At 68.8% G+C, this 24,965-nt stretch carries 25 protein-coding genes; 20 read left to right on the top strand and 5 right to left on the bottom strand.

What is annotated here, in order from left to right; translation table 11 throughout:
• The first annotated feature begins 62 nt into the window (after positions 1–62).
• Positions 63–1,760 (top strand): long-chain fatty acid--CoA ligase, encoded by a 1,698-nt coding sequence (locus tag D3H34_RS01815; RefSeq protein WP_119551932.1) that lies wholly within the window; start codon positions 63–65, stop codon positions 1,758–1,760.
• Between the two features lie 6 nt (positions 1,761–1,766).
• On the opposite strand, the gene D3H34_RS01820 is transcribed toward D3H34_RS01815, so the two are convergent.
• Complete coding sequence (locus D3H34_RS01820; protein ID WP_119551652.1) at positions 1,767–2,699, bottom strand: LysR family transcriptional regulator; 933 nt, start codon at positions 2,697–2,699, stop codon at positions 1,767–1,769.
• Between the two features lie 152 nt (positions 2,700–2,851).
• Here D3H34_RS01820 and D3H34_RS01825 point away from each other — a divergent pair, with 152 nt between their 5' ends.
• The 8 genes from D3H34_RS01825 (at position 2,852) to D3H34_RS01860 (ending at position 10,541) form a co-directional block, all read left to right on the top strand.
• Entirely contained in the window at positions 2,852–3,277 is a 426-nt protein-coding gene (locus D3H34_RS01825) for a Rid family hydrolase (RefSeq protein WP_119551654.1), read from the top strand.
• A gap of 135 nt (positions 3,278–3,412) precedes the next feature.
• A complete protein-coding gene (locus tag D3H34_RS01830) occupies positions 3,413–3,940 on the top strand; it encodes a sigma-70 family RNA polymerase sigma factor (RefSeq protein ID WP_119551656.1) in 528 nt (175 codons plus the stop codon).
• On the top strand, positions 3,907–4,929 hold the full coding sequence (locus D3H34_RS01835; RefSeq protein ID WP_286185343.1) for a FecR domain-containing protein: 1,023 nt from the start codon (positions 3,907–3,909) through the stop codon (positions 4,927–4,929). The genes D3H34_RS01830 and D3H34_RS01835 overlap by 34 nt, the downstream gene beginning before the upstream one ends.
• A gap of 144 nt (positions 4,930–5,073) precedes the next feature.
• On the top strand, positions 5,074–7,602 hold the full coding sequence (locus D3H34_RS01840; protein ID WP_119551658.1) for a TonB-dependent receptor: 2,529 nt from the start codon (positions 5,074–5,076) through the stop codon (positions 7,600–7,602).
• A gap of 56 nt (positions 7,603–7,658) precedes the next feature.
• Positions 7,659–8,708 (top strand): SAM-dependent methyltransferase, encoded by a 1,050-nt coding sequence (locus D3H34_RS01845; RefSeq protein WP_119551660.1) that lies wholly within the window; start codon positions 7,659–7,661, stop codon positions 8,706–8,708.
• Complete coding sequence (locus D3H34_RS01850; protein ID WP_119551662.1) at positions 8,708–9,499, top strand: DUF1295 domain-containing protein; 792 nt, start codon at positions 8,708–8,710, stop codon at positions 9,497–9,499. The genes D3H34_RS01845 and D3H34_RS01850 overlap by 1 nt, the downstream gene beginning before the upstream one ends.
• Positions 9,496–10,113 (top strand): DUF6134 family protein, encoded by a 618-nt coding sequence (locus D3H34_RS01855; protein WP_205736651.1) that lies wholly within the window; start codon positions 9,496–9,498, stop codon positions 10,111–10,113. Before D3H34_RS01850 ends, D3H34_RS01855 begins: the two co-directional genes overlap by 4 nt.
• Positions 10,110–10,541 (top strand): DUF2177 family protein, encoded by a 432-nt coding sequence (locus D3H34_RS01860; RefSeq protein ID WP_119551664.1) that lies wholly within the window; start codon positions 10,110–10,112, stop codon positions 10,539–10,541. The genes D3H34_RS01855 and D3H34_RS01860 overlap by 4 nt, the downstream gene beginning before the upstream one ends.
• Here D3H34_RS01860 and D3H34_RS01865 read toward each other — a convergent pair.
• The gene (locus D3H34_RS01865; RefSeq protein WP_119551666.1) at positions 10,504–11,160 is read right to left on the bottom strand and encodes a ChrR family anti-sigma-E factor; all 657 of its coding nucleotides are present in this window, start codon (positions 11,158–11,160) and stop codon (positions 10,504–10,506) included. The genes D3H34_RS01860 and D3H34_RS01865 overlap by 38 nt on opposite strands.
• A gap of 2 nt (positions 11,161–11,162) precedes the next feature.
• Positions 11,163–11,747 (bottom strand): sigma-70 family RNA polymerase sigma factor, encoded by a 585-nt coding sequence (locus D3H34_RS01870; protein WP_286185345.1) that lies wholly within the window; start codon positions 11,745–11,747, stop codon positions 11,163–11,165.
• A 179-nt stretch (positions 11,748–11,926) separates the two neighbouring features.
• Here D3H34_RS01870 and D3H34_RS01875 point away from each other — a divergent pair, with 179 nt between their 5' ends.
• From D3H34_RS01875 to D3H34_RS01885, 3 genes are read left to right on the top strand one after another with little or no spacing between them, the layout of a single operon-like run.
• Positions 11,927–13,324, top strand: coding sequence for an NAD(P)/FAD-dependent oxidoreductase (locus D3H34_RS01875; protein ID WP_119551670.1), 1,398 nt, complete (start codon positions 11,927–11,929; stop codon positions 13,322–13,324).
• Positions 13,321–14,109 carry a DUF1365 domain-containing protein gene (locus tag D3H34_RS01880; RefSeq protein ID WP_119551672.1) on the top strand — a complete coding sequence of 263 codons (789 nt, stop codon included), beginning with the start codon at positions 13,321–13,323 and terminating at the stop codon, positions 14,107–14,109. The genes D3H34_RS01875 and D3H34_RS01880 overlap by 4 nt, the downstream gene beginning before the upstream one ends.
• The gene (locus D3H34_RS01885) at positions 14,106–15,326 is read left to right on the top strand and encodes an SAM-dependent methyltransferase (protein ID WP_119551674.1); all 1,221 of its coding nucleotides are present in this window, start codon (positions 14,106–14,108) and stop codon (positions 15,324–15,326) included. The genes D3H34_RS01880 and D3H34_RS01885 overlap by 4 nt, the downstream gene beginning before the upstream one ends.
• 11 nt (positions 15,327–15,337) lie before the next feature.
• On the opposite strand, the gene D3H34_RS01890 is transcribed toward D3H34_RS01885, so the two are convergent.
• The gene (locus tag D3H34_RS01890; RefSeq protein WP_119551676.1) at positions 15,338–16,111 is read right to left on the bottom strand and encodes a LuxR C-terminal-related transcriptional regulator; all 774 of its coding nucleotides are present in this window, start codon (positions 16,109–16,111) and stop codon (positions 15,338–15,340) included.
• 139 nt (positions 16,112–16,250) lie between these two features.
• Between D3H34_RS01890 and D3H34_RS01895 the strand changes: the two genes are divergently transcribed.
• The 8 genes from D3H34_RS01895 to D3H34_RS01930 all read left to right on the top strand — a co-directional run bounded on the left by D3H34_RS01895 (position 16,251) and on the right by D3H34_RS01930 (position 24,359).
• Positions 16,251–17,876 (top strand): FAD-dependent oxidoreductase, encoded by a 1,626-nt coding sequence (locus D3H34_RS01895; protein WP_119551678.1) that lies wholly within the window; start codon positions 16,251–16,253, stop codon positions 17,874–17,876.
• Between the two features lie 3 nt (positions 17,877–17,879).
• Positions 17,880–18,086: a DUF2783 domain-containing protein gene (locus D3H34_RS01900; RefSeq protein WP_119551680.1), complete on the top strand. Its 207-nt coding sequence runs from the start codon at positions 17,880–17,882 to the stop codon at positions 18,084–18,086.
• Positions 18,087–18,105: 19 nt separating this feature from the next.
• A complete protein-coding gene (locus D3H34_RS01905) occupies positions 18,106–18,681 on the top strand; it encodes a VOC family protein (protein ID WP_119551682.1) in 576 nt (191 codons plus the stop codon).
• Positions 18,682–18,713: 32 nt separating this feature from the next.
• A complete protein-coding gene (locus D3H34_RS01910) occupies positions 18,714–19,676 on the top strand; it encodes an MBL fold metallo-hydrolase (RefSeq protein ID WP_119551684.1) in 963 nt (320 codons plus the stop codon).
• Positions 19,677–19,709: 33 nt separating this feature from the next.
• Complete coding sequence (locus D3H34_RS01915; protein WP_119551686.1) at positions 19,710–20,699, top strand: fumarylacetoacetate hydrolase family protein; 990 nt, start codon at positions 19,710–19,712, stop codon at positions 20,697–20,699.
• Entirely contained in the window at positions 20,696–21,367 is a 672-nt protein-coding gene (gene maiA, locus D3H34_RS01920) for a maleylacetoacetate isomerase (RefSeq protein ID WP_119551688.1), read from the top strand. Before D3H34_RS01915 ends, maiA begins: the two co-directional genes overlap by 4 nt.
• 69 nt (positions 21,368–21,436) lie before the next feature.
• Positions 21,437–22,774: an MFS transporter gene (locus tag D3H34_RS01925; protein WP_119551690.1), complete on the top strand. Its 1,338-nt coding sequence runs from the start codon at positions 21,437–21,439 to the stop codon at positions 22,772–22,774.
• Between the two features lie 10 nt (positions 22,775–22,784).
• Positions 22,785–24,359: a fumarate hydratase gene (locus D3H34_RS01930; protein ID WP_119551692.1), complete on the top strand. Its 1,575-nt coding sequence runs from the start codon at positions 22,785–22,787 to the stop codon at positions 24,357–24,359.
• A 67-nt stretch (positions 24,360–24,426) separates the two neighbouring features.
• Here D3H34_RS01930 and D3H34_RS33825 read toward each other — a convergent pair whose 3' ends face one another.
• Positions 24,427–24,876 (bottom strand): helix-turn-helix domain-containing protein, encoded by a 450-nt coding sequence (locus D3H34_RS33825; RefSeq protein ID WP_147400359.1) that lies wholly within the window; start codon positions 24,874–24,876, stop codon positions 24,427–24,429.
• Positions 24,877–24,965: the final 89 nt, after the last annotated feature.

Below are 24,965 nucleotides of genomic sequence, written 5' to 3' on the forward strand. Positions count from 1 at the left end.
GGGCGCAGCCGCGCCCATCGATCGACGGTTTCTTTCGCATCACCATCCACCAGGAGCACGCCATGCACACCCGTCCGCATCACACGTTCTGGCCCCGGCGCCTGCCTCGCGCATTGCGCGCGGCGCGCACGCCGCTGTGGGACAACCTCGCGGTCAATGCCCGCCGGTTCCCCGACAAGGCGGCGCTGATCTTCATGGGACGCACGCTGAGCTACGCACAGCTGTGGACGGCCGTCGAGCGCCTGTCGGCCAGCCTGCATGCGCTGGGCGTGCGCCGGGGCGATCGCGTGCTGTTGGCCATGCAGAACTGCCCGCAGCTCGTGATCGCGCATTTCGCCATCCTGCGCGCCGACGCCGTGGTGGTGCCGGTCAACCCGATGAACCGTGCAGAGGAACTGAAGCACTTCATCGCCGATCCCGATGCCCAGGTGGCGATTGCGACAGCCGAACTGGCGGTGGAGCTCGCCAAGGCCAGCGACGCCTTGCCGCAGGCGCAGCGGCTGCGTCAGCTCGTCGTGACGCAATTCACCGACGCCTTCGACCCGGCCGTGTTGCAGGAGCAGGACCTGCCGACGGCCTGGGCGCCATGGCTGCTGCCGCGACGTGAACTGCCCGAGCTCGAGGGTGGCGCGGTGCATGCATGGACCGACTGCCAGGCCTGCGAAGAAGCACCACCCGTTGCCGAAGTCGACGCGGATGCGCTGGCGCTGTTGCCCTATACGAGCGGCACGACCGGCCTGCCCAAGGGCTGCATGCTCAGCCACGCGAACGCGATGCACAACGCCATGGCCATCAACGCATGGGGCAACGTGACGCCGCAGAGCATCCACCTGGTCGCCGTGCCGATGTTCCACATCACCGGCATGGTGGGCGTCATGCATGCGGCGATGCAGGCCGGCGCCACGATGGTGCTGATGCCGCGCTGGGACCGCGAACTGGCCGGCCGGCTGATCTCCACGCACCAGATCACGCACTGGGCGAACATCCCGACCATGGTCATCGACTTGCTGGCCAGCCCGAACGTGGGGCGCTTCGATCTCTCGAGCCTGGTCGCCATCGGCGGCGGGGGCGCGGCCATGCCGCAGGCGGTGGCGCAGCGGCTGTTCGAGCAGTACGGCCTGCGCTATGTCGAGGCCTACGGTCTCACCGAGACCGCCGCCCCCTCGCACTACAACCCGCCCGACGCGCCCAAGCTGCAGTGCCTGGGCATCCCCTTCATGAGCACCGACGCCCGCGTGATCGATCCGGACACGGGCCGCGAGGTCGAGCCGGGTGCGCAGGGCGAGATCGTGATCCACGGGCCGCAGGTCTTCGCGGGTTACTGGAAGCGTCCGGCGGACACCGAGGCCGCCTTTGTCGAGATCGACGGCAAGCGGTTCTTTCGCTCCGGCGACATGGGCCATGTGGACGAGGAGGGCTACTTCTTCGTCACCGACCGGCTCAAGCGGATGATCAATGCGTCGGGCTTCAAGGTCTGGCCGGCCGAGGTCGAAGCGCTGATGTTCCGCCACCCGGCGATCCAGGAAGCCTGCGTGATCGCGACCAGGGACGCTTATCGCGGTGAATCGGTCAAGGCTTTGGTGGTGCTCAAGCCTGCGCAGCCGCCGGTGACCGAGCAGGACATCATCGACTGGTGCGCCGCGAACATGGCGGCCTACAAGGCACCACGCGTGGTGCAGTTCGTCGATGCGCTGCCCAAGAGCGGCAGCGGCAAGGTGATGTGGCGCGCGCTGCAGGAGGCCGAAGCCGCGGCGGCATGAAACCGTTCATCCCGACGGGCCGGGTCGAACGATGACCGGCGCATGCTGCGCCATGAGCCCAGCGACCCATTCGATGAACGCGCGCAGCTTGGCGCTCACATGCCGGTTCGGTGCAAACGCCACGTACAGCGGCATCGGTTCGAGCTGCCAGTCTTCGAACAGGGGCACCAGTTCACCGCTCGCCCGGTGCGGCGCGGCCATGTAGTCCGGCAGCCACAGGATGCCCAGGCCCGCCAGTCCGGCTGCGAGGTAGGCGTTGCCGTCGTCGACCGAGAACACGTAGCGGCCCTGCACGTCGATGCGTTCGCCGTCGCGGCGCATGGCGTACGGAAAGGTCTTGCCGTTGCGCGACCACAGGAAGCCGACGATGCGGTGGTGCGTGTCTTCCAGTTCGCGCGGATGCGCGGGCGTGCCGGCGAGCGCCAGGTAGCCCGGCGCCGCATAGACCCCGAGCCGCAGGTCGCCCACGCGGCGGGCCATGAGCGAAGGGTCGGTGATCTCGCCGCCGCGCACGACGCAATCGACGTTGTCGCCGATCACATCGACCATGCGGTCGCTCACGCCCATGTCGAGCTGGATGTCCGGATACCGCGCATGAAAGGCCGGCAGCGCGGGCACCAGGATCATGCGGGCCAGCGGGCTGGGCACGTCCACCCGCAGGCGGCCCCGGGGCAAGGAGGAGGCGCTGGACAGGCTGGTCTCGGCATCGTCCAGGTCGGCCAGCAGGCGCACCGCGCGTTCGTAGTACGCCGCGCCATCGGCCGTGACGCTCAGCTTGCGCGTGGTGCGGTGGAGCAGCTTCACGCGCAGCCGGGCTTCGAGCTGCTGCACCAGCTGGGTCACGCTGGTCTTGCTCAGGTGCAGCGTTTCGGCCGCCCTGGTGAAACTGCCGGCCTCGACCACGCGCGTGAAGGCCTGCATTGCATCGAAACGGTCCATGTGAGGGCTCCTGCGCGGCATGTGCCGGGATGACGTGCCGGGATTGTTTGGGATCTGCAAACAGTGATTGTTGGCCTTGCCTGTTTATCGATGAGGCGCGGCTTCCTAAAGTCCCTTCATCGTCATCACTCACTGCAGAAGGAACGCAAACCATGACCTCACGCGACGTCGTTTTTCCCGCCGGGCGTCAGGCGCTCTATGAACGCAACCGCTATTCGCCCGCGATCCGCTCGAACGGTTTTCTCTTCGTGTCGGGGCAGGTCGGCAGTCGCGAAGACGGCTCGCCGGAACCCGAGCTGGAGGCGCAGGTGCGGCGTGCGTTCGACAACCTGAACGCGGTCTTGGCGGCCGCAGGGTGCACCTTCGACGACGTGGTCGACGTGACGGTTTTCGTTGTCGACCCCGAATCGAACTTCGAGAGGATCTGGAAGCTGGTGCCCGAATATTGGGGTGAAGCGCCGCACCCGACGCTGACGGGCATCGGCGTGACGTGGCTCTATGGCTTTCAGTTCGAGATCAAGGTGATTGCGAAGCTGCCCGAGGCTGACAAGGCAACGCCGGGGCTGGCATCGAGCTGATTCGCCGAGATTGCGTGAGCTTGGTCCATTGGCCGCTCCGAAGTCGGTTCGGACGGCCGTGTGCCTCTCCCATTGGTTGAGAAGTATTCGCATTTATAATGAATGCGAAAGTTTCTCAACTGAAAAGAGGCATCGATGGTTGTCGGCGAGTCGACCCCGCAGCAGCAGGCGCACGCCCTCTACCGCGAGCACCACGGCTGGCTCTCCAGCTGGTTGCGCAGCCGCCTGGGCAACAGCTTCGATGCGGCGGACATCGCGCACGACACCTTCCTGCGCATCTGGTCCGGCCTGCGTGCGGGCGCGATCCCGACGCTGCACGAACCGCGCGCCTACCTGACCACCGTGGCCAAGCGCCTCGTGATCAATCACCACGAACGGCAATCGCTGGAGCGCGCCTACCAGGCGTCGCTCGCGCTGCTGCCTGAAGCGCTGGTGCCCTCGGTGGAGGAGCGCGCGATCCTGCTCGAGACCCTGCACGAACTCGATGCGCTGCTCGACGAACTGCCTGCCCGTGCGCGCACCGCGTTCCTGCTGTCGCAACTCGAAGGCCTGGCCTATGAAGACATCGCCGCGCAGCTCGGCGTCAGCGTACGCACCGTGACGCGCTACATGGCGCAAGGATTCGCGCAGTGCCTGAAGCTCATGCTGGCGACGCCGCTGTGACCGTGACTGTGAGTGGGGCGCAGGCGCAAGGCGCGGTCGATCCGCGTCTGGTGGACGAAGCAGCCCAGTGGCTTGCGCGCATGTACGCGGGTCGCCTGTCCGAGGCCGATGCCCAACGCTGGACGCAGTGGCGCGACCAGAGCCCCGAGCATCAACGCGTGTGGCACAGCGCGGAAGAACTGAGCCGCAAGTTCGGCGCGGTGCCCCCGGGCCTGGGCATGCCGGTGCTCGACCGGCGCCGCGGCCTGGCCAACCGGCGCGCGCTGCTGCGGACCGTGGCCGTGCTGCTGGTCGCGCCGTCCGCCGCCTGGGTCGGCTACCGGGCCGTGCCCTGGCCGTCGCTGGGGGCCGAGTACCGCACGGCCACGGGCGAGCGACGCACCATCGAGCTGGCCGACCGCAGCCGCACCACGCTCAACACGGCGACGGCCATCGACGTGTCGTTCGACGCCACGCAGCGGCTGGTGCGACAGCGCAGTGGCGAAATCCTCGTCGAGACCGCGCCTGATCCGGCGCCCGGTGTCGCGCGCCCCTTCCTGGTCGAGACGCCGCAAGGCCGGCTGCGCGCCCTGGGCACGCGCTTCATCGTGCGCATCGACGGGGACGGACGCAGCCGCCTCACGGTGCTGGCCGGTGCGGTGGAAGTGCGCCCGACCCGTGCGATAGGCGCGTCGGTGATCGTGCCGGCCGGCCAACAGATGAGCTTCACCACCGATGCGACGGGCCCGATAGCACCGGCCGCCAACGGCGCCGAAGCCTGGACCCAAGGCGTGCTCTACGCCGAAGAAATGCGCCTGGCCGATGTGCTCTCCGAAATCGGCCGCTACCGCAGCGGCGTGTTGCGCTGCGACCCCGCGGTGGCCGACCTGCGTGTATCGGGCGCCTTCCAGCTCGAAGACACCGACCGCGTGCTCGCCGTGCTTGCGCAGACCTTGCCCGTGCGCGTCGACGCACGCACGCGCTACTGGGTGACGGTGACGGCCCGGTGATTTGCCGGCGCATCGCGCCGCGTTGAAAAGAATTTGCAAAAAACTTGCCGGCGCGTGTCCGGTTTTCGCGCCTCGCCTGTCATGTCGATTGAAAGCACACAAGCCAGCAATCCACATCCCGACACGCGACAAGGACAACCCTTCATGACCGCCAGGCCTTCCGTCTTCCAGAACCCTCGTGACGCAACGCACCGCCAGCGCCTCGCCGTGCGCGCCGTACAAGGCGCGTTGTGCGCCCTCGGCATGGCCACCGTCGGGCTGACCGCGCTGCCGGCCCAAGCGGCCGATGCCGTGGCGGCGCCAGCGCGCAAGGCCTACCGCGTGCAGGCCGGTCCGCTGGGGCCGGCGCTGCTGAGCTTTGCAGGGCAGGGCGGGTTCAACCTCAGCTTCGACCTGGCCCGCACGCGCGGGATGAGCACGCCGGGCCTGTCCGGCGAGTTCTCCGCCGAAGAAGGGCTCGGCCGCTTGCTGGAAGGCAGCGGTTTGCGCGCGCGGCGGCTGACCAGTGGCGACTTCACGCTGGATGCAGCGCCGGCCCCTGTCTCGGCCACCGCGGCCACCTCGGCCATCGAGTCGAAGCCAGCGGACGATGCGCTGCCCGCCATCACCGTGACCGCGCGCACACAGAGCAGCCTCATGGCGCCGACCCGGCAGGTCACCGTGCTCGAGCGCGAAGAGCTCGACAACCTGCGTCAGGGTTCCGACAGCGTCGCCACGCTGCTGAGCAAGGTCGTGCCCGGCATGGCCGATTCGAGCCACACCATCACCGACTTCGGCCAGACCCTGCGCGGGCGCAACATGCTCGTGCTGGTCGACGGCATTCCGCTGAACACCAACCGCGACTCGTCGCGCAACCTCGCCAACATCAATCCGGCCGACGTCGAGCAGATCGAAGTGCTGCGCGGCAGCAGCGCCATCTACGGCAGCGGCGCGGCCGGCGGCATCGTGTCGATCCGCACGCGGCAGCCCAGTGGCGAGGCACGCGCCGAAACCACCGTCTCCGGTGTGCTGCCGCTGTCGCGCCTGGGTGGGGCAGGGCTGGGCGGCGAGGTGCAGCACTACATTTCGGGCGGCGGCGAGGTCTTCGACTACGCGGTGAGCCTGGGTGCGCGGCGCGTGGGCGGCTCGTACGATGCACGCGGCGACCGCATTGCGCCGGAGCCCAGCCAGGGCGACCTGTTCGACTCGAACATCTACAACGCCTCCGCCAAGATCGGCTACCGCATCGACGCCAACCAGCGGCTGCAGTTGTCGGCCAGCCACTACGACGCGAAGCAGGACACCGACTACGCCTCCGACCAGTCGGTCGCCAAGCTGCCCGCGGGCAGCGTGGCCGCACGACCGCTCAAGGGCCTGCAGCTGGACAAGCAGAACCGCGTGACCAACAGCCTGCTCGGCCTGGACTACACGAACCGCGACATCGCCGGCAGCACGCTGGCCGCGCAGCTGTACTACCGGGACTTCTTCACCCGCTTCGCGCCCTTCGACGCGCGCGGTGTCGTGGCCCGCGGTTCCAGCGTCGACCAGGTGATGCAGAACTCGCGCGTGTACGGCGGCCGGCTGACGATCAAGACGCCGTTCGGTGCCGACAAGAAGACGCAGCTCACCTGGGGCGCCGACTTCAACCAGGAGCGCACCGACATGCCGCTGGACGTGTTCGACCCCAGGCTCTACGACGCCAGCCGCGGCCTGAGCTTCCAGCGCACCGGCACGCTGATCTTCATGCCGCCGATCACCACGCGCAGCCTGGGCGCCTTCGGCCAGCTGCAGCACCGCTTCAACGAGCAGTGGTCGGTCGAGGGCGGGGCGCGCTACGACAAGGCCAGCGCGCGCTTCGACAACTTCACGCCGCTGTCGCAGCTGCGCGCACGCAACCCCGCCCAGGTGAAGGGCGGCACGGTCGACTACGGTGCCTGGACCTACAACGCCGGCGTGGTGTTCAACCCGACCAAGCGCCACGACATCTACGCCTCGTACAGCCAGGGCTTCGAGCTGCCCGACATCGGCCTGCAGGTGCGCAACGCGACCCCGAGCTTCAACATCAACAGCTCCAACCTGCAGCCGGTGAAGACCGACACGGTGGAGCTGGGCTGGCGCGGCCGCTTCGACAACGCGGTGGCCAACCTGAGCGTGTTCCAGTCGCAGTCGGCGCTGGGCGCGGTCCAGAGTTCGTTCAACGGCCTGATCATGACGCGCACCAAGGAGCGCATCCACGGCATCGAAGGCGCCTTCGACTACGCCGGCAGCAGCGACCGCTGGGCCGCGGGCGGCTCCTTCACCTGGATGAAGGGCCGCGAGCTGCCGCAGGGCGGGGCGCGCTACCAGGACATGTGGGGCTACCGCATTCCGCCACTCAAGCTGACGGCCTATGTCGAGTACAAGCCCGACGCGCGCTGGAGCCATCGCCTGCAGGCCGTGTCGTACGGCTCCAAGGACTACCGGCTCGACGGCGTGAACAGCTTCGGGCGCCGCGAGGTCAGCGGGTACACCACGGTCGACCTCATCAGCCGTTTCAAGATCGACGAGAAGAACACCGTCGTCATCGGGGTGGAGAACCTGTTCAACCGCAAGTACTTCCCGCTGTACAGCCAGCTGCTGCGCAACAGCAACAACACCAGCCGGCTGCCGGCCGCGGGCGCGGTGCTGAAGGTGAGCTATTCGCATCGCTGGTGATCCATGGCGGCTGGCTTGGCGTAGGAAGAGAAGGTCCTCTTCCAGCGTCCACCGCCATGCCCCAAGCTTCCAGCACCTCCGCCGCCATCCATTGGGTTGAACAGGGCCTGGTGCCCGATGGCGCCGTCCGGATGGGCGTGCGGCGGTTGCTGCGCCAGCGCCTGGCCGAGCTGGACAGTGGCGACCCGGAAGCCGTCGCCCGGCGCACCGAGGCGTTTTTCGACGGCCTGCGGGAGGCACCGCTGGCCCCGCTGCCCGAGAAAGCCAACGAGCAGCACTACGAACTGCCCGCCGATTTCTTCGCCGGCGTGCTCGGCCCCCACCGCAAGTACAGCTGCTGCTGGTGGCCCGAAGGCGTGCAGACGCTCGAACAGGCCGAGGCGGCGGCCCTGGCCGAGACCTGCGCCCGCGCCGGCCTGGAAAACGGACAGCGCATCCTGGAACTCGGCTGCGGCTGGGGCTCCCTGAGTCTGTGGATGGCCGAGCGCTTTCCGGGCGCCCGCATCACGGCGGTCTCCAATTCGCACTCGCAGCGGCTGTTCATCACGGCAGAGGCTGCCGCGCGCGGCCTGGGCAATCTCGACGTGATCACCTGCGACTTCAATGACTTCGAGACCGACGAACGCTTCGACCGGGTGGTGTCGGTCGAGATGTTCGAGCACCTGCGCAACTGGCCGCGCGCCTTTTCGCATGTGGCGCGCTGGCTGAAGCCGCAGGGGCGCTTCTTCATGCACGTCTTCGTTCACCGCGAAGCGCCGTACCCGTTCGAGGCGCGCGACGCCAGCGACTGGATGAGCCGCCACTTCTTCTCCGGCGGCATGATGCCGAGCGACGATCTCGCCCTGCGCTGCCAGGACGACTTGCGCCTGCTGAGCCGCTGGCGCTGGGACGGCCGCCACTACGCACGGACCTCGGCCGCCTGGCTGGCGCGCATGGACGCCGGGCGGGCCACGCTCATGCCCCTGCTGACCGCCGTCTACGGAGAGCGCGACGCGCCGGTCTGGTGGACCCGCTGGCGGCTCTTCTTCATTTCGGTGGAAGAGCTGTTCGGCTACACCGAAGGCGGCCAGTGGTGGGTCGGCCACTACCTGTTCGAGAAGCGGTGATGCTGACGCTCGCGTGCCAGGGCCTGGCGATCGCTCTCGGCATCGCGTTGCCCGTGTGGGTGTTCAGCCTCGTGGTGCGCGACGCCAGCCTGGCGGACCGGATCTGGCCCTTGATGATTGCAGCGCCGGCTGTGGCTTACGCCATCGTTCACGCGCGCGCGCTCGACACCCGCAGCGCCTGGATGCTCGGGTTGCTGCTGCTGTGGGCGTGTCGGCTGACGCTGCACATCGTGCGTCGCAACTGGGGCCACGGCGAAGACCGCCGCTACCGGGCCATGCGTGCGCGCAACGAACCGCACTTCGGCCTGAAGAGCATCTACCTCGTGTTCGGGCTCCAGGCGGTGCTGGCGTGGGTCGTCGGCTGGCCACTGCTGGCCGCGTTCGCGCACCCGTCGCCCCTCTCATCGTTGGATGTGCTGGCGCTGCTGCTGGTCGGCGGCGGCCTGGTCATCGAGGCCGTGGCCGACGCTCAGCTCGCCCGCTTCCTGCGCGAACCGCGCCGCGAGGATGCGGTGATGGACCGCGGCTTGTGGGCCTGGTCGCGCCACCCCAACTACTTCGGCGAGGCCTGTGTCTGGTGGGGCTTCGGGTTGGCGGCGCTGTCCGCCGGCGGGTGGGCGGTGGCGTGGTGCCTGGTGTCTCCGCTGCTGATGACCGGTCTGCTGCTCAAGGTGTCGGGCGTGGCGCTGCTGGAGCAGGACATCGCCGAGCGTCGGCCGGCCTACCGCAGCTACGCAGCGCGCACCAGCGCCTTCATCCCCTGGCCGCCGCGGCCCGGTGACGGCGCATGAAGCACCACGCCCCGGGGCTGATGTTGGCACTGGCGGCCTGCCTGGCGGTGGCACAGGAGCGTGACGTGGAAGCGGGCGAATGGAATTTCACCGCCACGCTCGATGGCAAGCCGATCGGGGCCCATCGCTTCGTCGTCGCCGGCACGGCGGCGGCGCGCAGCGTCGACAGCCGCGCCCGGTTCAGCGTGCGCGTGCTCGGCATTCCCGTCTACCGCTACCGGCACCAGGCCGAGGAGCGATGGGCCGGCGACTGCCTGCGCGATCTGCGCACCGAGACCGACGACGACGGCACCCGCCAGCAGGTCGCGCAGGGCTTCGACGCCGACTGCCTGATGAGCTTCGCCTACTGGAACCGCCGGCTGGTGAAGCAACAGCGGCTGGTCGATCCGCAGACGGGCAAGATCGAATCGGTCCGCTTCGAGCCCTTGCCCGATGCGACCATCGAGGTCCGTGGCCAGCCCGTGCCTGCGCGCGGGTGGCGGCTGCAGGCCGCGCAGCAGCGCATCCGCATCTGGTATGCCGCCGACAGCGGGCGCTGGATCGGGCTCGACGCCGACACCAAGGGCGACCACCAGCTGAGCTACCGACTGACTTCCCCCCGGAGCACCCCATGAAGCCATCCCCGCGTACCTTGCTCGCTGCCTACGTGGCGGCGCTCGTGTGTTTTCTGCTGCTGGATGCCGTCTGGCTGTCGGTCATGGGGCCGCGCCTGTATCAGCCCGCGCTCGGCCCGTTGATGGCGCCGGGCGTGAATTGGGCGGCGGCCGCGCTGTTCTATGCGCTCTACGGCGTCGGCCTGGTCGTCTTCGCGATTGCTCCAGCGCTGGAAGCAGGCGAGCCGGCCGTGGCGTGGCGCCGCGGCGCGCTCTTCGGACTCATGGCCTACGCGACCTATGACCTGACGAACCAGGCCACGCTGCGCGACTGGCCCTGGGCCGTCACCGTCGCCGACCTGGCGTGGGGCACGGTCGTGAGCGGCGTGTCGTCGTGGGTCGCGGCGCGCATCACATCCCGACCAGCGCGCCGAAGAAGCGCGCAATAGCCCCGTCGAAGCGCAGCCGGCCGTCCAGCGAGGCGAGGCAGATGCACTCGCTGCCGTCCTGGACCACCGGCTGGTGGTTGATCTCGCCGTCGGCCGCATCGAAATCGCCCGGGCCGAACAAGGCCCGACCGTCGTGGAAGCAGCCGTGCAGCACCTGGGTGAATTCCGTCCCCTGATGCGTGTGCTGCGGCAGGTACTTGCCGGCCGCGATGCGCAGCAGGAACACATTGGCGTCCGGGGCCTCGGGCACGCTCACGCGGCTCCAGCGCATGCCGGGGCCGATCCAGCGCCAGGGCGTGGCACTGCAGTGGGCGAGTGCCGCCGGCCAGCGCGCGCCGGCGGGCAGTGGTGGCGGTGCGCTGGCCCGCACGGGAGCGGGGGTAACGTCCTTGAGCGCATCGATCCGGTTCCAGGTGCGCGCCAGCGCATCGTCGGCCATGGGGGCCGCCGGCAGGTCGTCGAGCAGGATGCCGCCGACGGCATCGAGCGTGCGCGCCCGTTCGCGGCACAGCGGGCACAGCTCCAGATGGCTGGCCAGGACCAGTCGCATGCCGGCCGGCAAATGGCCGGAAGACCGGGCCAGCAGCAGGTCGTCGTCGGGGTGGTGTCGGATATCCATCGTCAGTGTTCCAGCAGGCGACGCAACTGGGCGACCGCCAGGCGCACGCGTGACTTCACCGTGCCCAGCGGAATGCTCAGCTGGGCCGCGATGCGGGCATGCGGCGCGTCTTCGAAATAGGAAAGATGCAGCACCTCCTGCTGCTCGGGCGGGAGCAGCCGCAGCGCGCCGCGCAGGCGTTCGTTCAGGCGCGAGGCGTGCAGCCGGTCGTCGAGGGCCGGATCGTCCGCCTGGAGCAGGTCGAAGTCGAACGCGTCTTCGGACGACTGCACACCCTGGCGGCGCCGCAGCGCGTCCACGCGCAGGTTGCGCGCGACGGCGAAGATCCAGGTCGTGGCAGCGGCCCGGGCCGGGTCGAACAGCGCGGCCTTGCGCCAGACCGTGACCATCGCTTCCTGGGCCAGCTCCTCGGCCTGGAGTGCCGGGCTGCCGCTGTGCATCAGGTAGTGCTTGATGCGCGGCGCGAAATGCGAGAACAGCCGCGCGAAGGCGTCGCGGTCCTGCCGCTGCGCCACGGCAGCCATGGCCTCGGCCCAGAGGTCGTCGGGCAGGGCAGAGGGCTCGGAATCGGGGGAGACAACGGTCAAGAGGGACGCTCTACGACTGCGGGGCACCAGAGTGCCCGCAGAGGGGTTGGACGGATCAGGAGCCGCGGTCATGTGCTGTCATACGCAAGGAAGCCGCGTTCGGATCATCGCAGCGACACGCCGCCAATCCAAACGGTCATTTCCTGCGTACAGGCAGCACGACCCGACGGAGACTCTCCATGCTGCCTCTTCTTGCCCCGTCTGCCGCCTTGCCGACGCCTGCCTCCGTGCCTCCCGGGCAGCGCATCGCCATCGTCGGCACCGGCATCGCGGGCCTGTCCTGCGCCTGGCTGCTGTCCCAGCGCCATGAGGTCACGGTGTTCGAGAGCGAACCCCGACCGGGCGGCCACAGCCACACCGTGGACGCGCCCGGCAGGGGAGGCCCGGTGCCGGTGGACACCGGCTTCATCGTCTACAACGAGCCCGCGTACCCGAACCTCACCGCGCTGTTCCAGCACCTGGCGGTGCCGACGGCGGCCTCGGACATGTCGTTCGCCGTGAGCCTGGACGACGGCGGGCTCGAATACGCCGGCACCGACCTGCGCGGCCTGTTCGCGCAAAAGCGCAACCTGGCGCGCCCCCGTTTCTGGGCCATGCTGCGCGACCTGCTGCGGTTCTACCGCGAGGCACCGCGCGATGCGCAGGTCGCCGGCGACCAGGCGCTCGACGACTACCTGGACGCCCACGGCTATGGCCGGGCATTTCGCGACGACCACCTCTATCCCATGGCCGCCGCCATCTGGTCCACGCCGGCGGCGCAGGTGGGGCGCTATCCGGTCGCAGCCTTCGTGCGCTTCTGCGAGAACCACGGGCTTCTGCAGATCAGCGGACGGCCCGTCTGGCGCACCGTGGTGGGCGGCAGCCGGGAATATGTGCGGCGCCTCAGCCAGCCTTTCGCCGACCGCATCCTGCTGGACCAGGCCGTGCTCGAACTGCATCGCGAGCCGGCGGGCGTGCGGGTTCGCACGAGCGCCGGCTGGTGGCCGGCGCGCTTCGACCAGGTGGTGCTGGCCACGCACGCGGACAGGTCGCTGACGCTGCTCGACGCCCCCTCGGATGCCGAGCAGGCCCTGCTCGGTGCCTTCCCCTACACGCGCAACCTCGCCGTGCTGCACCGCGACCCGGCCCTGATGCCGGCGCGGCTTGCCGTGTGGTCGAGCTGGAACTACCTCGGCACGCGCGGCAGCGGGGCGGCCCCGACGGTGACTTACTGGATGAACCGGCTGCAACCCCACCTGCGGCAGGACTTGCCGCAGGGCGCGGCGGCCGAGCCGCTGTTCCTGACCTTGAACCCGGCGACCGACCCGGAGCCCGAGCACCTGATCCGCACCGAGGTCTACGACCACCCGCTGTTCGATGCCGCCGGCATGGCCGCGCAGCGCCGGCTGTGGCAGCTGCAAGGCCAGCGCCGCACCTGGTTCTGCGGCGCCTACTTCGGCGCCGGTTTCCACGAGGACGGGTTGCAGGCCGGACTGGCGGTTGCCGAGGCGCTCGGCGGCGTGCGCCGGCCCTGGCGCGTGGCGCAGGAGTCCGGGCGCATCCATCTGCCGCAAGGCGCACTGGCCGTCACGTCATGAGCGCGCACGACGGCTCGGCGCTCTACATCGGGCGCGTCATGCACCAGCGGCTGCGGCCGAAGCGGCACCGGCTGAGCTACCGGGTCTACAACCTGCTGCTCGACATCGACGAGTTGCCGCAGTTGCACGCCCGGTTGCGCTGCTTCTCGGTAGACCGGTTCAATCTGTTCAGCTTCCATGCCGCCGACCATGGCGACGGCTCGGGCCGCGACCTGCGAGGCCAGATAGAAGTGCGGTTGCGCGAGGCCGGCCTGCCAACCGGCGGTCCGATCCGGCTGCTGACGATGCCGCGGCTGCTCGGCCACGTCTTCAACCCGCTCAGCGTCTGGTTCTGCCATGCGCCCGGCGGCGCGCTGCAGGCGCTGCTGTACGAGGTCAACAACACCTTCGGGCAGCGGCACAGCTACCTGATCCCGGTCGCCGACGACGGTGCACCCATCGTCGACCAGCACTGCGACAAGCAGATGTACGTCTCCCCATTCAACGGCATGGACCTGCGCTACCAGTTCCGCGTGGCCCCGCCCGGCGAGGCGGTGTCGGTCGGCATCAGCGTGCACGACCCCGAGGGCGCCGTCCTCAATGCGCGGCTCGACGGCCAGCGCGCGCCCTTGAGCGACCTGGCGCTGCTGCGCGTGTTCGTCACCCATCCGTTGCTGACCCTCAAGGTGGTGGCGGCCATCCACTGGCAGGCCCTGCGCCTGTGGATCAAGCGCGTGCCGCTGCATCCGCGACCGGCGGCCCCCGACCGCGACCTCACCATCGTTTCCTCGAGCAAGACCCCATGAGCCTCACCACACCTTCCGCCCCCGTCCTCGGCGCCGCGCCAGCCTTCTCGCCGCTGCGCCGGGTGCTGGCCCGCACGCGTTTCGGCCGGCTGACCTTGACCTTGCCGGGCGGCCGCTGCATCGAGGTGGTCGGCCGCGAGCCCGGGCCGCAGGCGAGCCTGCGCCTGCTGAGCTGGCGTCCGATGCTGCGGCTGGCACTGCAGGGCGACCTGGGACTGGCCCTGTCGTTCCGCGACGGCGAGTGGGAAAGCCCGGACCTGCTGGCCCTGTTCGAATTCGGCCTGGCCAACGAGTCGGCCTGGGGATCGCTGCTCAAGGGGCGCGGGCCGGCGCGCTGGATCGCACGGCTGCGGCACCTGGCACGCAGCAACAGCCGACGCGGAAGCCGGCACAACATCGCGTTCCACTACGACCTGGGCAACGCGTTCTACCGACACTGGCTGGACGACAGCATGCTGTATTCGAGCGCGATATTCAGCGACGCCGCCGACGACACGCTGGAGGCCGCCCAGGCGCGCCGCCTCGATGCCATCGCCGACATGCTCGACACCCCGCAAGGCGCCGACGTGCTCGAGATCGGTTGCGGCTGGGGAACGCTGGCCGCCAACCTGGCCGGTCGGCACGCGGCGCGCGTCACCGGCGTCACGCTGTCGAGCGAGCAACTCGCGTTCGCCCGCGAACGCGCGCAAGCGTGGGGCGTGGCCGACCGGCTCGACCTGCGCCTGCAGGACTACCGCGACGTGCAGGGCCGGTTCGACCGCATCGTGTCCATCGAGATGATCGAGGCCGTCGGCGAGGCCTACTGGCCCACGTACTTCGCGACCCTGCGCGATCGCCTCAAGCCCGGCGGCGTGGTGGTGCTGCAGGCGATCACGATCGCCGATGCGCAATTCGACAGCTACCGCCAGGGTGCCGACTTCATCCAGCACTGCATCTTTCCCGGCGGCATGCTGCCCAGCCCGCGCGTGCTGCAGGAACAGGCGCGGCGCGCAGGGCTGGTGATCGAGACGTCCCGCTGCTTCGGCATGGACTACGCGCGCACGCTGGCGGAGTGGCACCGCCGTTTCCTGGCCGCCTGGCCGCAGATCGAGCCGCTCGGTTTCGATGCCGCGTTCAAGCGCCTGTGGACCTACTACCTGTCGTACTGCGAGGCGGGCTTTCGCGCAGGGCTTGTCGACGTGGGGCTCTACCGCCTGCGCGCTGTCGCAGCCGCTTGATCGGTCGGCGCCTAGCGCGTCGACCGCGAAGGCGCTTTCAACAAAAACTCTTTCAGGTTCGCGACCTTCGCTTTCTCGAAGAGCCGCGACTTGTAGGTCAGCACGGTGGTCGGCGACAGGTTCAGCGCGCGCGCCGTCTCCTTGGCGGTGTGGCCCTGCCACAGCAGCTCGGCAACCTGCCGCTCACGCGCCGACAGGTGATCGAGGTCTGACAAGGGCGCCGACAGCGATGCCGGTTGCTCGGTCGCCAGTTCGTCATGGCGTTGCGCCAGCGCGATCAGCAGGGGTGCGCAGTAGTGGAGCAGGGCGGAGGTACGGCCTGACACGGCGCGCGAGAAGTACAGGTTCACGTAGCAGATGTTTTCGCCCCAGGTGCCGAACACCGAGACCTTGCTCGCGAAGCCGGGCTTCTCGAACAGTTGCTGGCGGTACTCGGTGTCGCGGATGCTCTCGGGCGACACGGTCACGAGCTGCACGTCCGAGGCCGGCTCGCGCGTGGCCTCGCAGACCCGCTCGTAGTTGGGGTCGCGCTGGTACAGGCGGTTGACATAGGCGTCGGTGGTCCATTCGATCATCGACTGGTCGACCAGGCTCGCGCAGCGCGCATAGCCGATGCGGCCCGTGCGGTCGTAGCGCAGGTGCGAGAGGTGGTCCACGCCGGCCACGTCGTGCAGCCCGCGCAGCAGCATCGCGTGAAACATCGGTCGTCCCAGGTTGAGCACGGCCTGGGGTGTCCAGGTGTCCCGCGTCGGCGCGGCGGCGATCACCAGCTCGTTTGTCTCCATCTTCGGTGCTCCTGTAGCGGCTGGAAGCCGCGATCCTTGCACAGGTGCCGTGTCGTCATTCGTGAGGACAGACGGGGCGTGCGCGGATTCCTAAAGTTCTGGCACCCACTATAGATCGCCGCGATCACGCGGTCCATCGATGCTAGAACTGCCTGTCTATCCCTACAGCCGCCCCGGCGAACTCGACCGCCCGCAGGAGGCTCCCCACCCGGTCGTCGTGGTCGGCGGCGGGCTGAGCGGCCTGAGCGCCGCGCTCGACCTGGCACGACGCGGCGTACGCGTCGTGGTCCTGGACGACGACAACACCGTCGGCGTGCGCGGCCTGGCCTCGCGCGGCATGGTGTGGGCGCAACGCACGCTCGACATCTTCGAGCGCCTGGGCGTGGCCGACGAGGTCGTGCGCAAGGGCGTGCGCTGGAACCTGGGCCGCGTGCTGTGCCGCGACGCGGCCGTCACCTCCTTTCGCCTGCAGGACCAGCCCGACGTGCGCCACAACGGCTTCGCCAACCTGCAGCAGTACTACGTCGAGAAGTTCCTGGTCGAGGCGCTGCAGCGCGAGCCGCTGGCAGAACTGCGCTGGCTCAACCAGGTGAAGACGGTGCGCGCCGAGGGCGACACCGTCGAGCTGGAGGTCGGCACGCCCGACGGCGACTACCGCACCCGCGCCCAATGGGTGCTGGCCTGCGACGGTGCGAACAGCGGCGTGCGCAACGCGCTGGGCCTGGCGCCCCGCGTGCACGACCGCACCGAAGACCGCTGGATCATCATCGACGTCATCCTGCGCACCGGCGAATGGCCCGAGGAGCGCTGGACCTGGCTCGATGCCAGCGCCAACGACGGGCGCGCCGTGTGGCGCCACAAGATGGCGGACGACACCTGGCGCCTGGACTTCCAGCTCGCCCCCGACGAGGACCCGGCTGTCGCCACCACCGAGGCCGCGATGCGCGCGCGGGTGGCAAGGCTGGTGGGGGAGGGCGTGGCCTTCGACATCGCATGGTTCGGTGCCTGGGGCTACCGGCACGAATGCCTGGAGCAACTGCGCAGCGGCCGCGTGCTGTTCGTCGGCGATGCGGCCCACCTGGTCGCGCCCTTCGGCGCGCGCGGCGGCAACGGCGGCATCCAGGACGCCGACAACATCGGCTGGAAGCTGGCGCTGCACCTGCAGGGCCAGGCTGGCGAAGGGCTGCTCGACAGCTACGGCCTCGAGCGCAAGCATGCGGCGCTGGAGAACATCCGCCAGGCCCGCCGTTCCTCGCGCTTCGTCTATCCCGGCGCGCAGGCCTCGGCCGCGCTGTGGCGCGACGCGATCATCGCGCTCGCCCCGACGCACGACTGGGCAGCCCGGATGATCAACACCGGCCGGCTGTGCATGCCGTCGATCTATCCCGCTTCTTCGCTGGTGGCGCAGGGCCATGCGCTCGCAGGCGTCGCGTTGCCCAACGTGGTGCTGCGGCGCGACGCGCACACCTCGCTGCACCAGCTTCTCGGCCCCTGGTTCACCGCGCTGGTGCTGGCCGACGAACTGCCGTCGCAGCGGCTCACGCACCCGCTGCTGCAGTGGGTGGCCGTGGGTCGCCACTGCGACGACGACGGCCGCGCGGCATTGGCGCGGCAACTGCGCGCGCAGGCCGACGACACCACCGTGTGGCTGATCCGCCCCGACCAGCACGTGATGGCGGTGCTGCACACCGACGACCTGCACACCCTGTCCGAGCGGCTGCAAGCGGCCGTCAACCAGCCCCACACCGCCCGCGAGGAAGCCTGACCCATGTCCACCACCCAACAACAGCTCGACGACCTGCTCGAACACCTGATCGCGCTGACGGACCTGCCCGATCCCGCCGCGCAGCGCGACCGCCTCGCGCGCCTGGTGCTGCTGCTGGCCGAAGACCTCGGCGACCCGGCCGTGGTGCGCGCCGCCATCGACGAGGTCATGCGCGACGAAGCGCAGCCGCTGGCCCTCGCCATTCCCTGAACTTTTCCAAGGAGCCGCCATGACACCCGCCATCCAGGCCCGGGGCCTGCATCACTTCGCCTGGCGTTGCCGCGACGCCGAGGAAACCCGGCATTTCTACGAAGACATCCTCGGCTTGCCGCTGGTGCACGTCGTGAAGGAAGAGATCGTGCCGTCGACCGGCGAGCACTGTCCCTTCGTGCACCTGTTCTTCGAGTTCGCCGATCACTCGCACATCGCCTTCTTCGACCTGGGCGACAACGGCCGCACGGAGCCCGATCCGAAGACGCCCGGCTGGGTCAACCACTTCGCGATGGAGCTGGACACCGAGGCCGAGGTCGCGCAGATGCGCGAGCGCCTGCAGGCCCACGGCATCGACGTGGTCGGCGTGACGGACCACCACTTCATCCGCTCGATCTACTTCTTCGACCCGAACGGCCTGCGGCTCGAACTGACCACGCGCCTGCGCGACACGCCGATCGCCGATTACGTCGCGGCCAAGCGCCAGCGCGCGCACGAGGACCTTGCGGCCTGGACGCGCGACAAGGCGCAGGGCCTGCATCCCGGCCAGAGCGGCACCAGCAGCCAGGCGCGGCAGCAGCAAGACCACGCCTGAACCTCTTTTCTTTCCAACAACTTTCACTCCCCATGAACAGCAAAGCCTTCGCCTCCCACGCCGACCTCGCGGAAAAGAAGACCTCCTTCGAGCGCCTGTCCGACAACGCCTATGCCTACACCGCCGAGGGCGACCCGAACTCGGGCGTCATCATCGGCGACGACAGCGTGATGGTCATCGACGCCACGGCCACGCCGGTGATGGCACAGAGCCTGATCCGCGCGATCCGCACGGTCACCGACAAGCCGATCCGCCACGTGGTGCTCACGCACTACCACGCGGTGCGCGTGCTCGGTGCCTCGGCCTATGCGGCCGAAGGCGCGGTCAATGTGTTCGCCAGCCGCGGCACCCGCGAGCTGATCGAGGAGCGCGGCCAGGCCGACATGGACTCGGAGATCGGCCGCTTCCCGCGCCTGTTCCAGTCGGCCGAGACCATCCCCGGCCTGACCTGGCCCACGGTGGTGTTCGAACGCGAGCTGACGCTGTACCTCGGCTCGCTCGAAGTGCGGCTGATGACCCTCGGCGCGGGCCACACCAAGGGCGACAGCATCGTCTGGATTCCCTCGCAGGGCATCTGCTTCTCGGGCGACCTGGTGGAGTTCAACGCCGGCGTCTACACCGGCGATGCCCACCTGGCGCAGTGGCCGGCCACGCTCGACGCGCTGCAGGCGCTGAAGCCGCAGCAACTGGTGCCGGGCCGCGGCCCCGCGCTCAAGACGCCCGAGGACAGCCTGGCCGGCATCGACTACACGCGCCGCTGGGTGCAGGCGCTGTACCGCTGCGCGCAAGACGGCGTGCGCGCTGGCAAGTCGCTGCGCGAGGTCTACGCCGACACGCGCTGCGCGATGGACCCCGAGTTCGGCCAGGTCTTCATCTACGAGCACTGCATTCCCTTCGACGTCTCGCGCGCCTACGACGAGGCCAGCGGCATCGAGACGCCGCGCGTGTGGACGGCGGAGCGCGACCGCGAGATGTGGGCTGCCCTGAACGGCTGAGCGATTGAGCGACTGAAGAAGAAAGGCCTTCCCTTGAAACTCGCTACCCTGAAAAACGGCACCCGCGACGGTCAGCTCGTGGTGGTCAGCCGCGACCTGAAGCGCATGCGCGCAGTGCCCGCGCTGGCCGCCACGCTGCAACAGGCGCTCGACCAATGGGCCGACGTGCTGCCCGGCCTGCAGGCTCAGTCCGACGAACTGAATGCGGGCACCCGGCCCGCCGAGGTCTTCGACCCGGCGCGCTGCGCCGCGCCGCTGCCGCGCGCCTATCAGTGGCTCGATGCGTCCTCGTACCTCAACCACGTCGAGCTGACGCGCCGTGCGCGCGGCGGCGAGATGCCGCCTTCCTTCCTGACCGACCCGGTGATGTACCAGGGCGCCTCCGACGAGTTCATGGGCCCGCGCGACGACATCGTCGCCACCAGCGAGGAGCTGGGCGTGGACCTGGAAGCCGAAATCGTGGTCGTGACCGGCGACGTGCCGCTGGGCGTCGACGCGCAGGCTGCGCTGGGCCATGTGCGCCTGCTTGGCCTGGTCAACGACGTGACCTTGCGCGGCCTGGTCGTGCCCGAGCTGGCCAAGGGCTTCGGCTTCGTGCAATCGAAGCCGGCCTCGGCGCTTTCGCCGGTGCTGGTCACGCCCGACGAGCTGGGTGCGCACTGGCGCGAGGGCAAGCTGCACCGCGTGATGGAGGTGTCGCTCAACGAGCGCCCGCTCGGCCGTCCGCAGGCAGGGGAGGGCATGCACTTCCACTTCGGCCAGCTGATCGCCCATGCGGCTCGCACGCGCCGCCTCATTGCCGGCACCGTGCTGGGCAGCGGCACCGTGTCCAACGTCGGTGACGAGGTGGGCGTGTGCTGCCTGGTCGAGGCCCGCGTGCGCGAGCAATTGCGCGAAGGCCGCATGCTGACGCCGTTCCTGAAGCACGGCGACCGCGTGCGCATCGAGATGCGCGACGACGACGGCGCCAGCCTCTTCGGCGCGATCGACCAAACCGTGCGCATCGAGGGCGCGCGCGCATGAGCTCGCCGACTTCCGCCGTGCGCCTGCACACCTACTGGCGCAGTTCCGCCGCCTACCGCGTGCGCATCGCGCTCGCGCTCAAGGGCATCGCCTACGAGTCCGTGTGCTGGCACATGGCCAACGGCGAGCACCTGCAGCCGAGCTACCGCGAAATCGCGCCCTTCGGCCTGGTGCCGGTGCTGGAGATCGACGGCCTGCGGCTGCAGCAGTCGCTCGCGATCCTCGAGTACCTGGAAGAGCGCCAGCCCGCGCCGTCGCTGCTGCCCGCCGACCGCGCACAGCGCGCCCATGCACGAGCCCTGGCTCAGCTGGTGGCGTGCGAGATCCATCCGCTGAACAACCTGCGCGTGCTCAAGCGCTTGCGTGGCGCGCTGCAGGCCGACGAGGCACAGGTGCACGACTGGTACCGGCACTGGTGCGACGAGGGCTTTCGCGCCTTCGAGGCCGCGCTCCCGCCGGAGGGCGACGGCCCGTTCGCGCTCGGCGCACAGCCTTCCATCGTCGAGTGCTGCCTGATCCCGCAGATCTACAACGCACGGCGCTTCGACGTGCAGATGGACCGCTACCCGCGCATCGCACGCATCGCGCAAGCCTGCGCAGCGCTGCCGGCCTTCGAGGCCGCGCGGCCCGAACGGCAGCCGGACGCGCCCGCGCCGGTCGCTGCCTGAGTTTTCCGTTCTCGACAACAGCAAGACGCCGGCCTCGGACCGGCGCATTCCTTCCCCTCGGAGACAACCGTGCAACCTACCGCCACCCTCCCGGTCCCGCAGGACCCCGCCGCATCGCCCGCCTCGGGCGAAGACAAGAAGGTGCTGACCGCGACGCTGGTCGGCACCGCCATCGAGTGGTACGACTACTTCATCTACGCCCAGGCCGCGGGCCTGGTGCTCGGGCCCTTGTTTTTCGCGCCCTTCGCGCAGAACAACCCCGGCCTGTCGCTGCTGCTGGCCTTCGCGACCATCGGCGTGGCCTTCCTGTTTCGTCCGCTGGGCGCCATCGTCTGCGGCCACCTCGGCGATCGCTTCGGGCGCAAGGCTGTGCTCGCGGCCACGCTGATCCTGATGGGCGCGGCGACCACGCTGATCGGCGTGCTGCCCGGCTATGCGCAGATCGGCATCTGGGCGCCGGTGTTGCTGATCCTGCTGCGGGTGCTGCAGGGCTTTTCGGCAGGGGGAGAGTGGGGCGGGGCGGCGCTGATGTCGGTGGAGCACGCGCCCGCCGGCAAGCGCTCGTTCTTCGGCGCCTTTCCGCAGATCGGCGTGCCCATCGGCATGATCGTCGCGACCGGCGTGCTGTGGGCCGTGACCTCGATCCTCGGCAAGGAGCGCTTCCTGGAGTGGGGCTGGCGCCTGCCGTTCCTGTTCTCGATCGCGCTGGTGGTGGTCGGCGGCCTGATCCGCCGCTCGGTGGAGGAGTCGCCGGTGTTCCTGCGCATGCATGAGCGTCGCCGTGAATCCGCCGCGCCGCTCGGGCAGCTGTTCCGGTTCCATCGCAAGCAGGTGCTGCTGACGGCGCTGATCTTCGTCGGCAACAACGCCGCGGGCTATCTGCTGGTGGCCTTCTTCCTGAGCTACGGCCAGCGCGTGCTGCAACTGCCGTCGCAACAACTGCTCGCGGCCTGCACTGCGGCGGCCGTCGGCTGGCTGGTGTCCACGTTGGTTGGAGGCATCCTGGGCGACCGCATCGGGCGCGTGCGCACCTTCCAGATCGGCTACGTGATGCTCGCGCTGTGGGCGATCCCGATGTGGTGGCTGATCGACTCGGGCAGCATCGGCCTGTTCTTCATCGCGCTGCTGGTGCTGTCGGTGCCGCTGGGCCTGACCTACGGACCGCAGGCTGCGCTCTACGCCGAGATGTTCCCGGCCAAGGTGCGCTACTCGGGCGTCTCGGTCGGCTATGCGCTGGGCTCGATCCTCGGCGGGGCCTTTGCCGCGACCATCGCGCAATGGATCATCTCCACCTGGGGCCAGTCGTGGCTGGTGGGCCTGTACATCGTGCTGATGGCGGCGATCTCCTTCGTGGCGGTGTCGCGCGTGCATGACCGGCCCGGCGTCAACCTGGACGACGAGGACTGAGCTGCCATCCATGACGACGACGATCCAGCAGGTCGACCTGATCGAATCGATCAGCGCCGCACTCCAGTACATCAGCTACTACCACCCGGCCGACTACATCGCGCACCTGGCCCAGGCCTACGAGCGCGAGCAGAGCCCCGCCGCCAAGGACGCCATCGCGCAGATCCTGACCAACAGCAGGATGAGCGCGACGGGCCGGCGCCCGATCTGCCAGGACACCGGCATCGTCAACGTGTTCCTCAAGGTGGGCATGGACGTGCGCTGGGGCGGCTTCACCGGCAGCCTCGATGACGCTGTCAACGAAGGCGTTCGCCGCGGCTACAACCACCCCGACAACACGTTGCGTGCCTCGGTCGTGGCCGACGCGCAGTTCGACCGGCGCAACACCCGCGACAACACGCCCGCCGTGATCAGCGTCGAGATCGTGCCTGGCGACACGCTCGAAGTGACGGTCGCGGCCAAAGGCGGCGGCAGCGAGAACAAGAGCAAGTTCGTCATCCTCAATCCGGGCGACAGCGTGGTCGACTGGGTGCTCAAGACCGTGCCGACCATGGGCGCAGGCTGGTGCCCGCCGGGCATGCTGGGCATCGGCATCGGCGGCATCGGCGGCACGGCAGAGAAGGCGATGCTCATGGCCAAGCAAAGCCTGATGGAGCCGCTGGACATCCATGCGCTGCGGAGCAGGGCAGAGCGGGGTGGAGCATCTGGTGAATCGTTGACCGATCTCGAGGCATTGCGCATCGAGATCCACGACAAGGTCAACGCGCTCGGCATCGGCGCACAGGGACTTGGGGGCCTGACGACCGTCCTCGACGTGAAGATCAAGAGCTATGCGACGCACGCGGCCAGCAAGCCCGTGGCGATGATCCCCAACTGCGCGGCCACGCGCCACGCGCACTTCGTGATGGACGGCAGCGGCCCGGTCTACCTCGATCCGCCGTCGCTGGACCTGTGGCCCGACGTGAACTGGGCGCCCGACGAAAAGAAGAGCAAGCGCGTCAACCTCGACACGCTCACGCCCGCAGAGGTGGCCAGCTGGAAGCCCGGTGACACCATCCTGCTCAACGGCAAGATGCTCACCGGCCGCGACGCCGCGCACAAGCGCATCCAGGGCATGCTGGCCAAGGGCGAGAAGCTGCCGGTCGACTTCAAGAACCGCGTCATCTACTACGTCGGCCCGGTCGATCCGGTCGGCGACGAGGCCGTGGGCCCCGCCGGCCCGACCACCGCCACGCGCATGGACGGCTTCACCGAGATGATGCTGGCCGAGACCGGCCTGATCGCCATGATCGGCAAGGCCGAGCGCGGCCCTGTCGCCATCGAGGCCATCAAGAAGCACAAGAGCGCCTACCTCATGGCCGTGGGCGGCGCCGCCTACCTGGTGAGCAAGGCGATCAAGACCGCCAAGGTGGTGGGCTTCGAAGACCTGGGCATGGAAGCCATCTACGAGTTCGACGTGGTCGACATGCCGGTGACGGTGGCGGTCGACGCCGGAGGCACCAGCGCGCACATCACCGGCCCGGCCGAGTGGCAAAAGCGCATCGCCAGCGGCGAGTTCAAGACCATTCCGCTGGAAGTCGCCTGAGTTCTTGCATCAGGGCGGCATGGGTGGGGCGTGTCGCGAAAGCCTGGGTTGGATGTGGAGATTCTTGTCAGCCGACCACTCGCAGCCGGTTGCCGCTACCATCAAGTCTTTCATTTAACATAATGCACATTGTGTAAATCGCAGCCAGCCACTCACCGACGCTCGTCCAGCTTGTAGCTGTCGGGACCATCGAAAAAATCTGGTGTGCCGAGGCGCCAACGGAACCGATGGCCCCGCCAGTCACTAGCAAAGCTTTTCCCAGCGCTTTCATAAGCTGGTCACCCTTTGCCTTTCCCTCGAACTGTTCCACCGTGGCACGGGCCAGCGTCGTGACTGGATCGAGTCCAGCGACATGGGCCATCAACGCTTGATCTGCGGGCGTAGCGGTGCGGTCGCCCTTGCGCCATGCGCTCACGTGCTGTCGAGGTACGCCCAGCGTTTTTGCTAGGGCGTAATCGCTTCCGGCCATCGAACTGGCTCGGTCGATCAAAAGATTTAATGAATCAAGGTGTTTCATACGTCACCGTTTCTGGTAACTTCCGGCCCGTCACCACTTTTGATGACGTCACCGAAGTTGTACGGATTATGCAATCACCCGTTGATTCA

The sequence above is a fragment of the Acidovorax cavernicola genome (assembly GCF_003581445.1).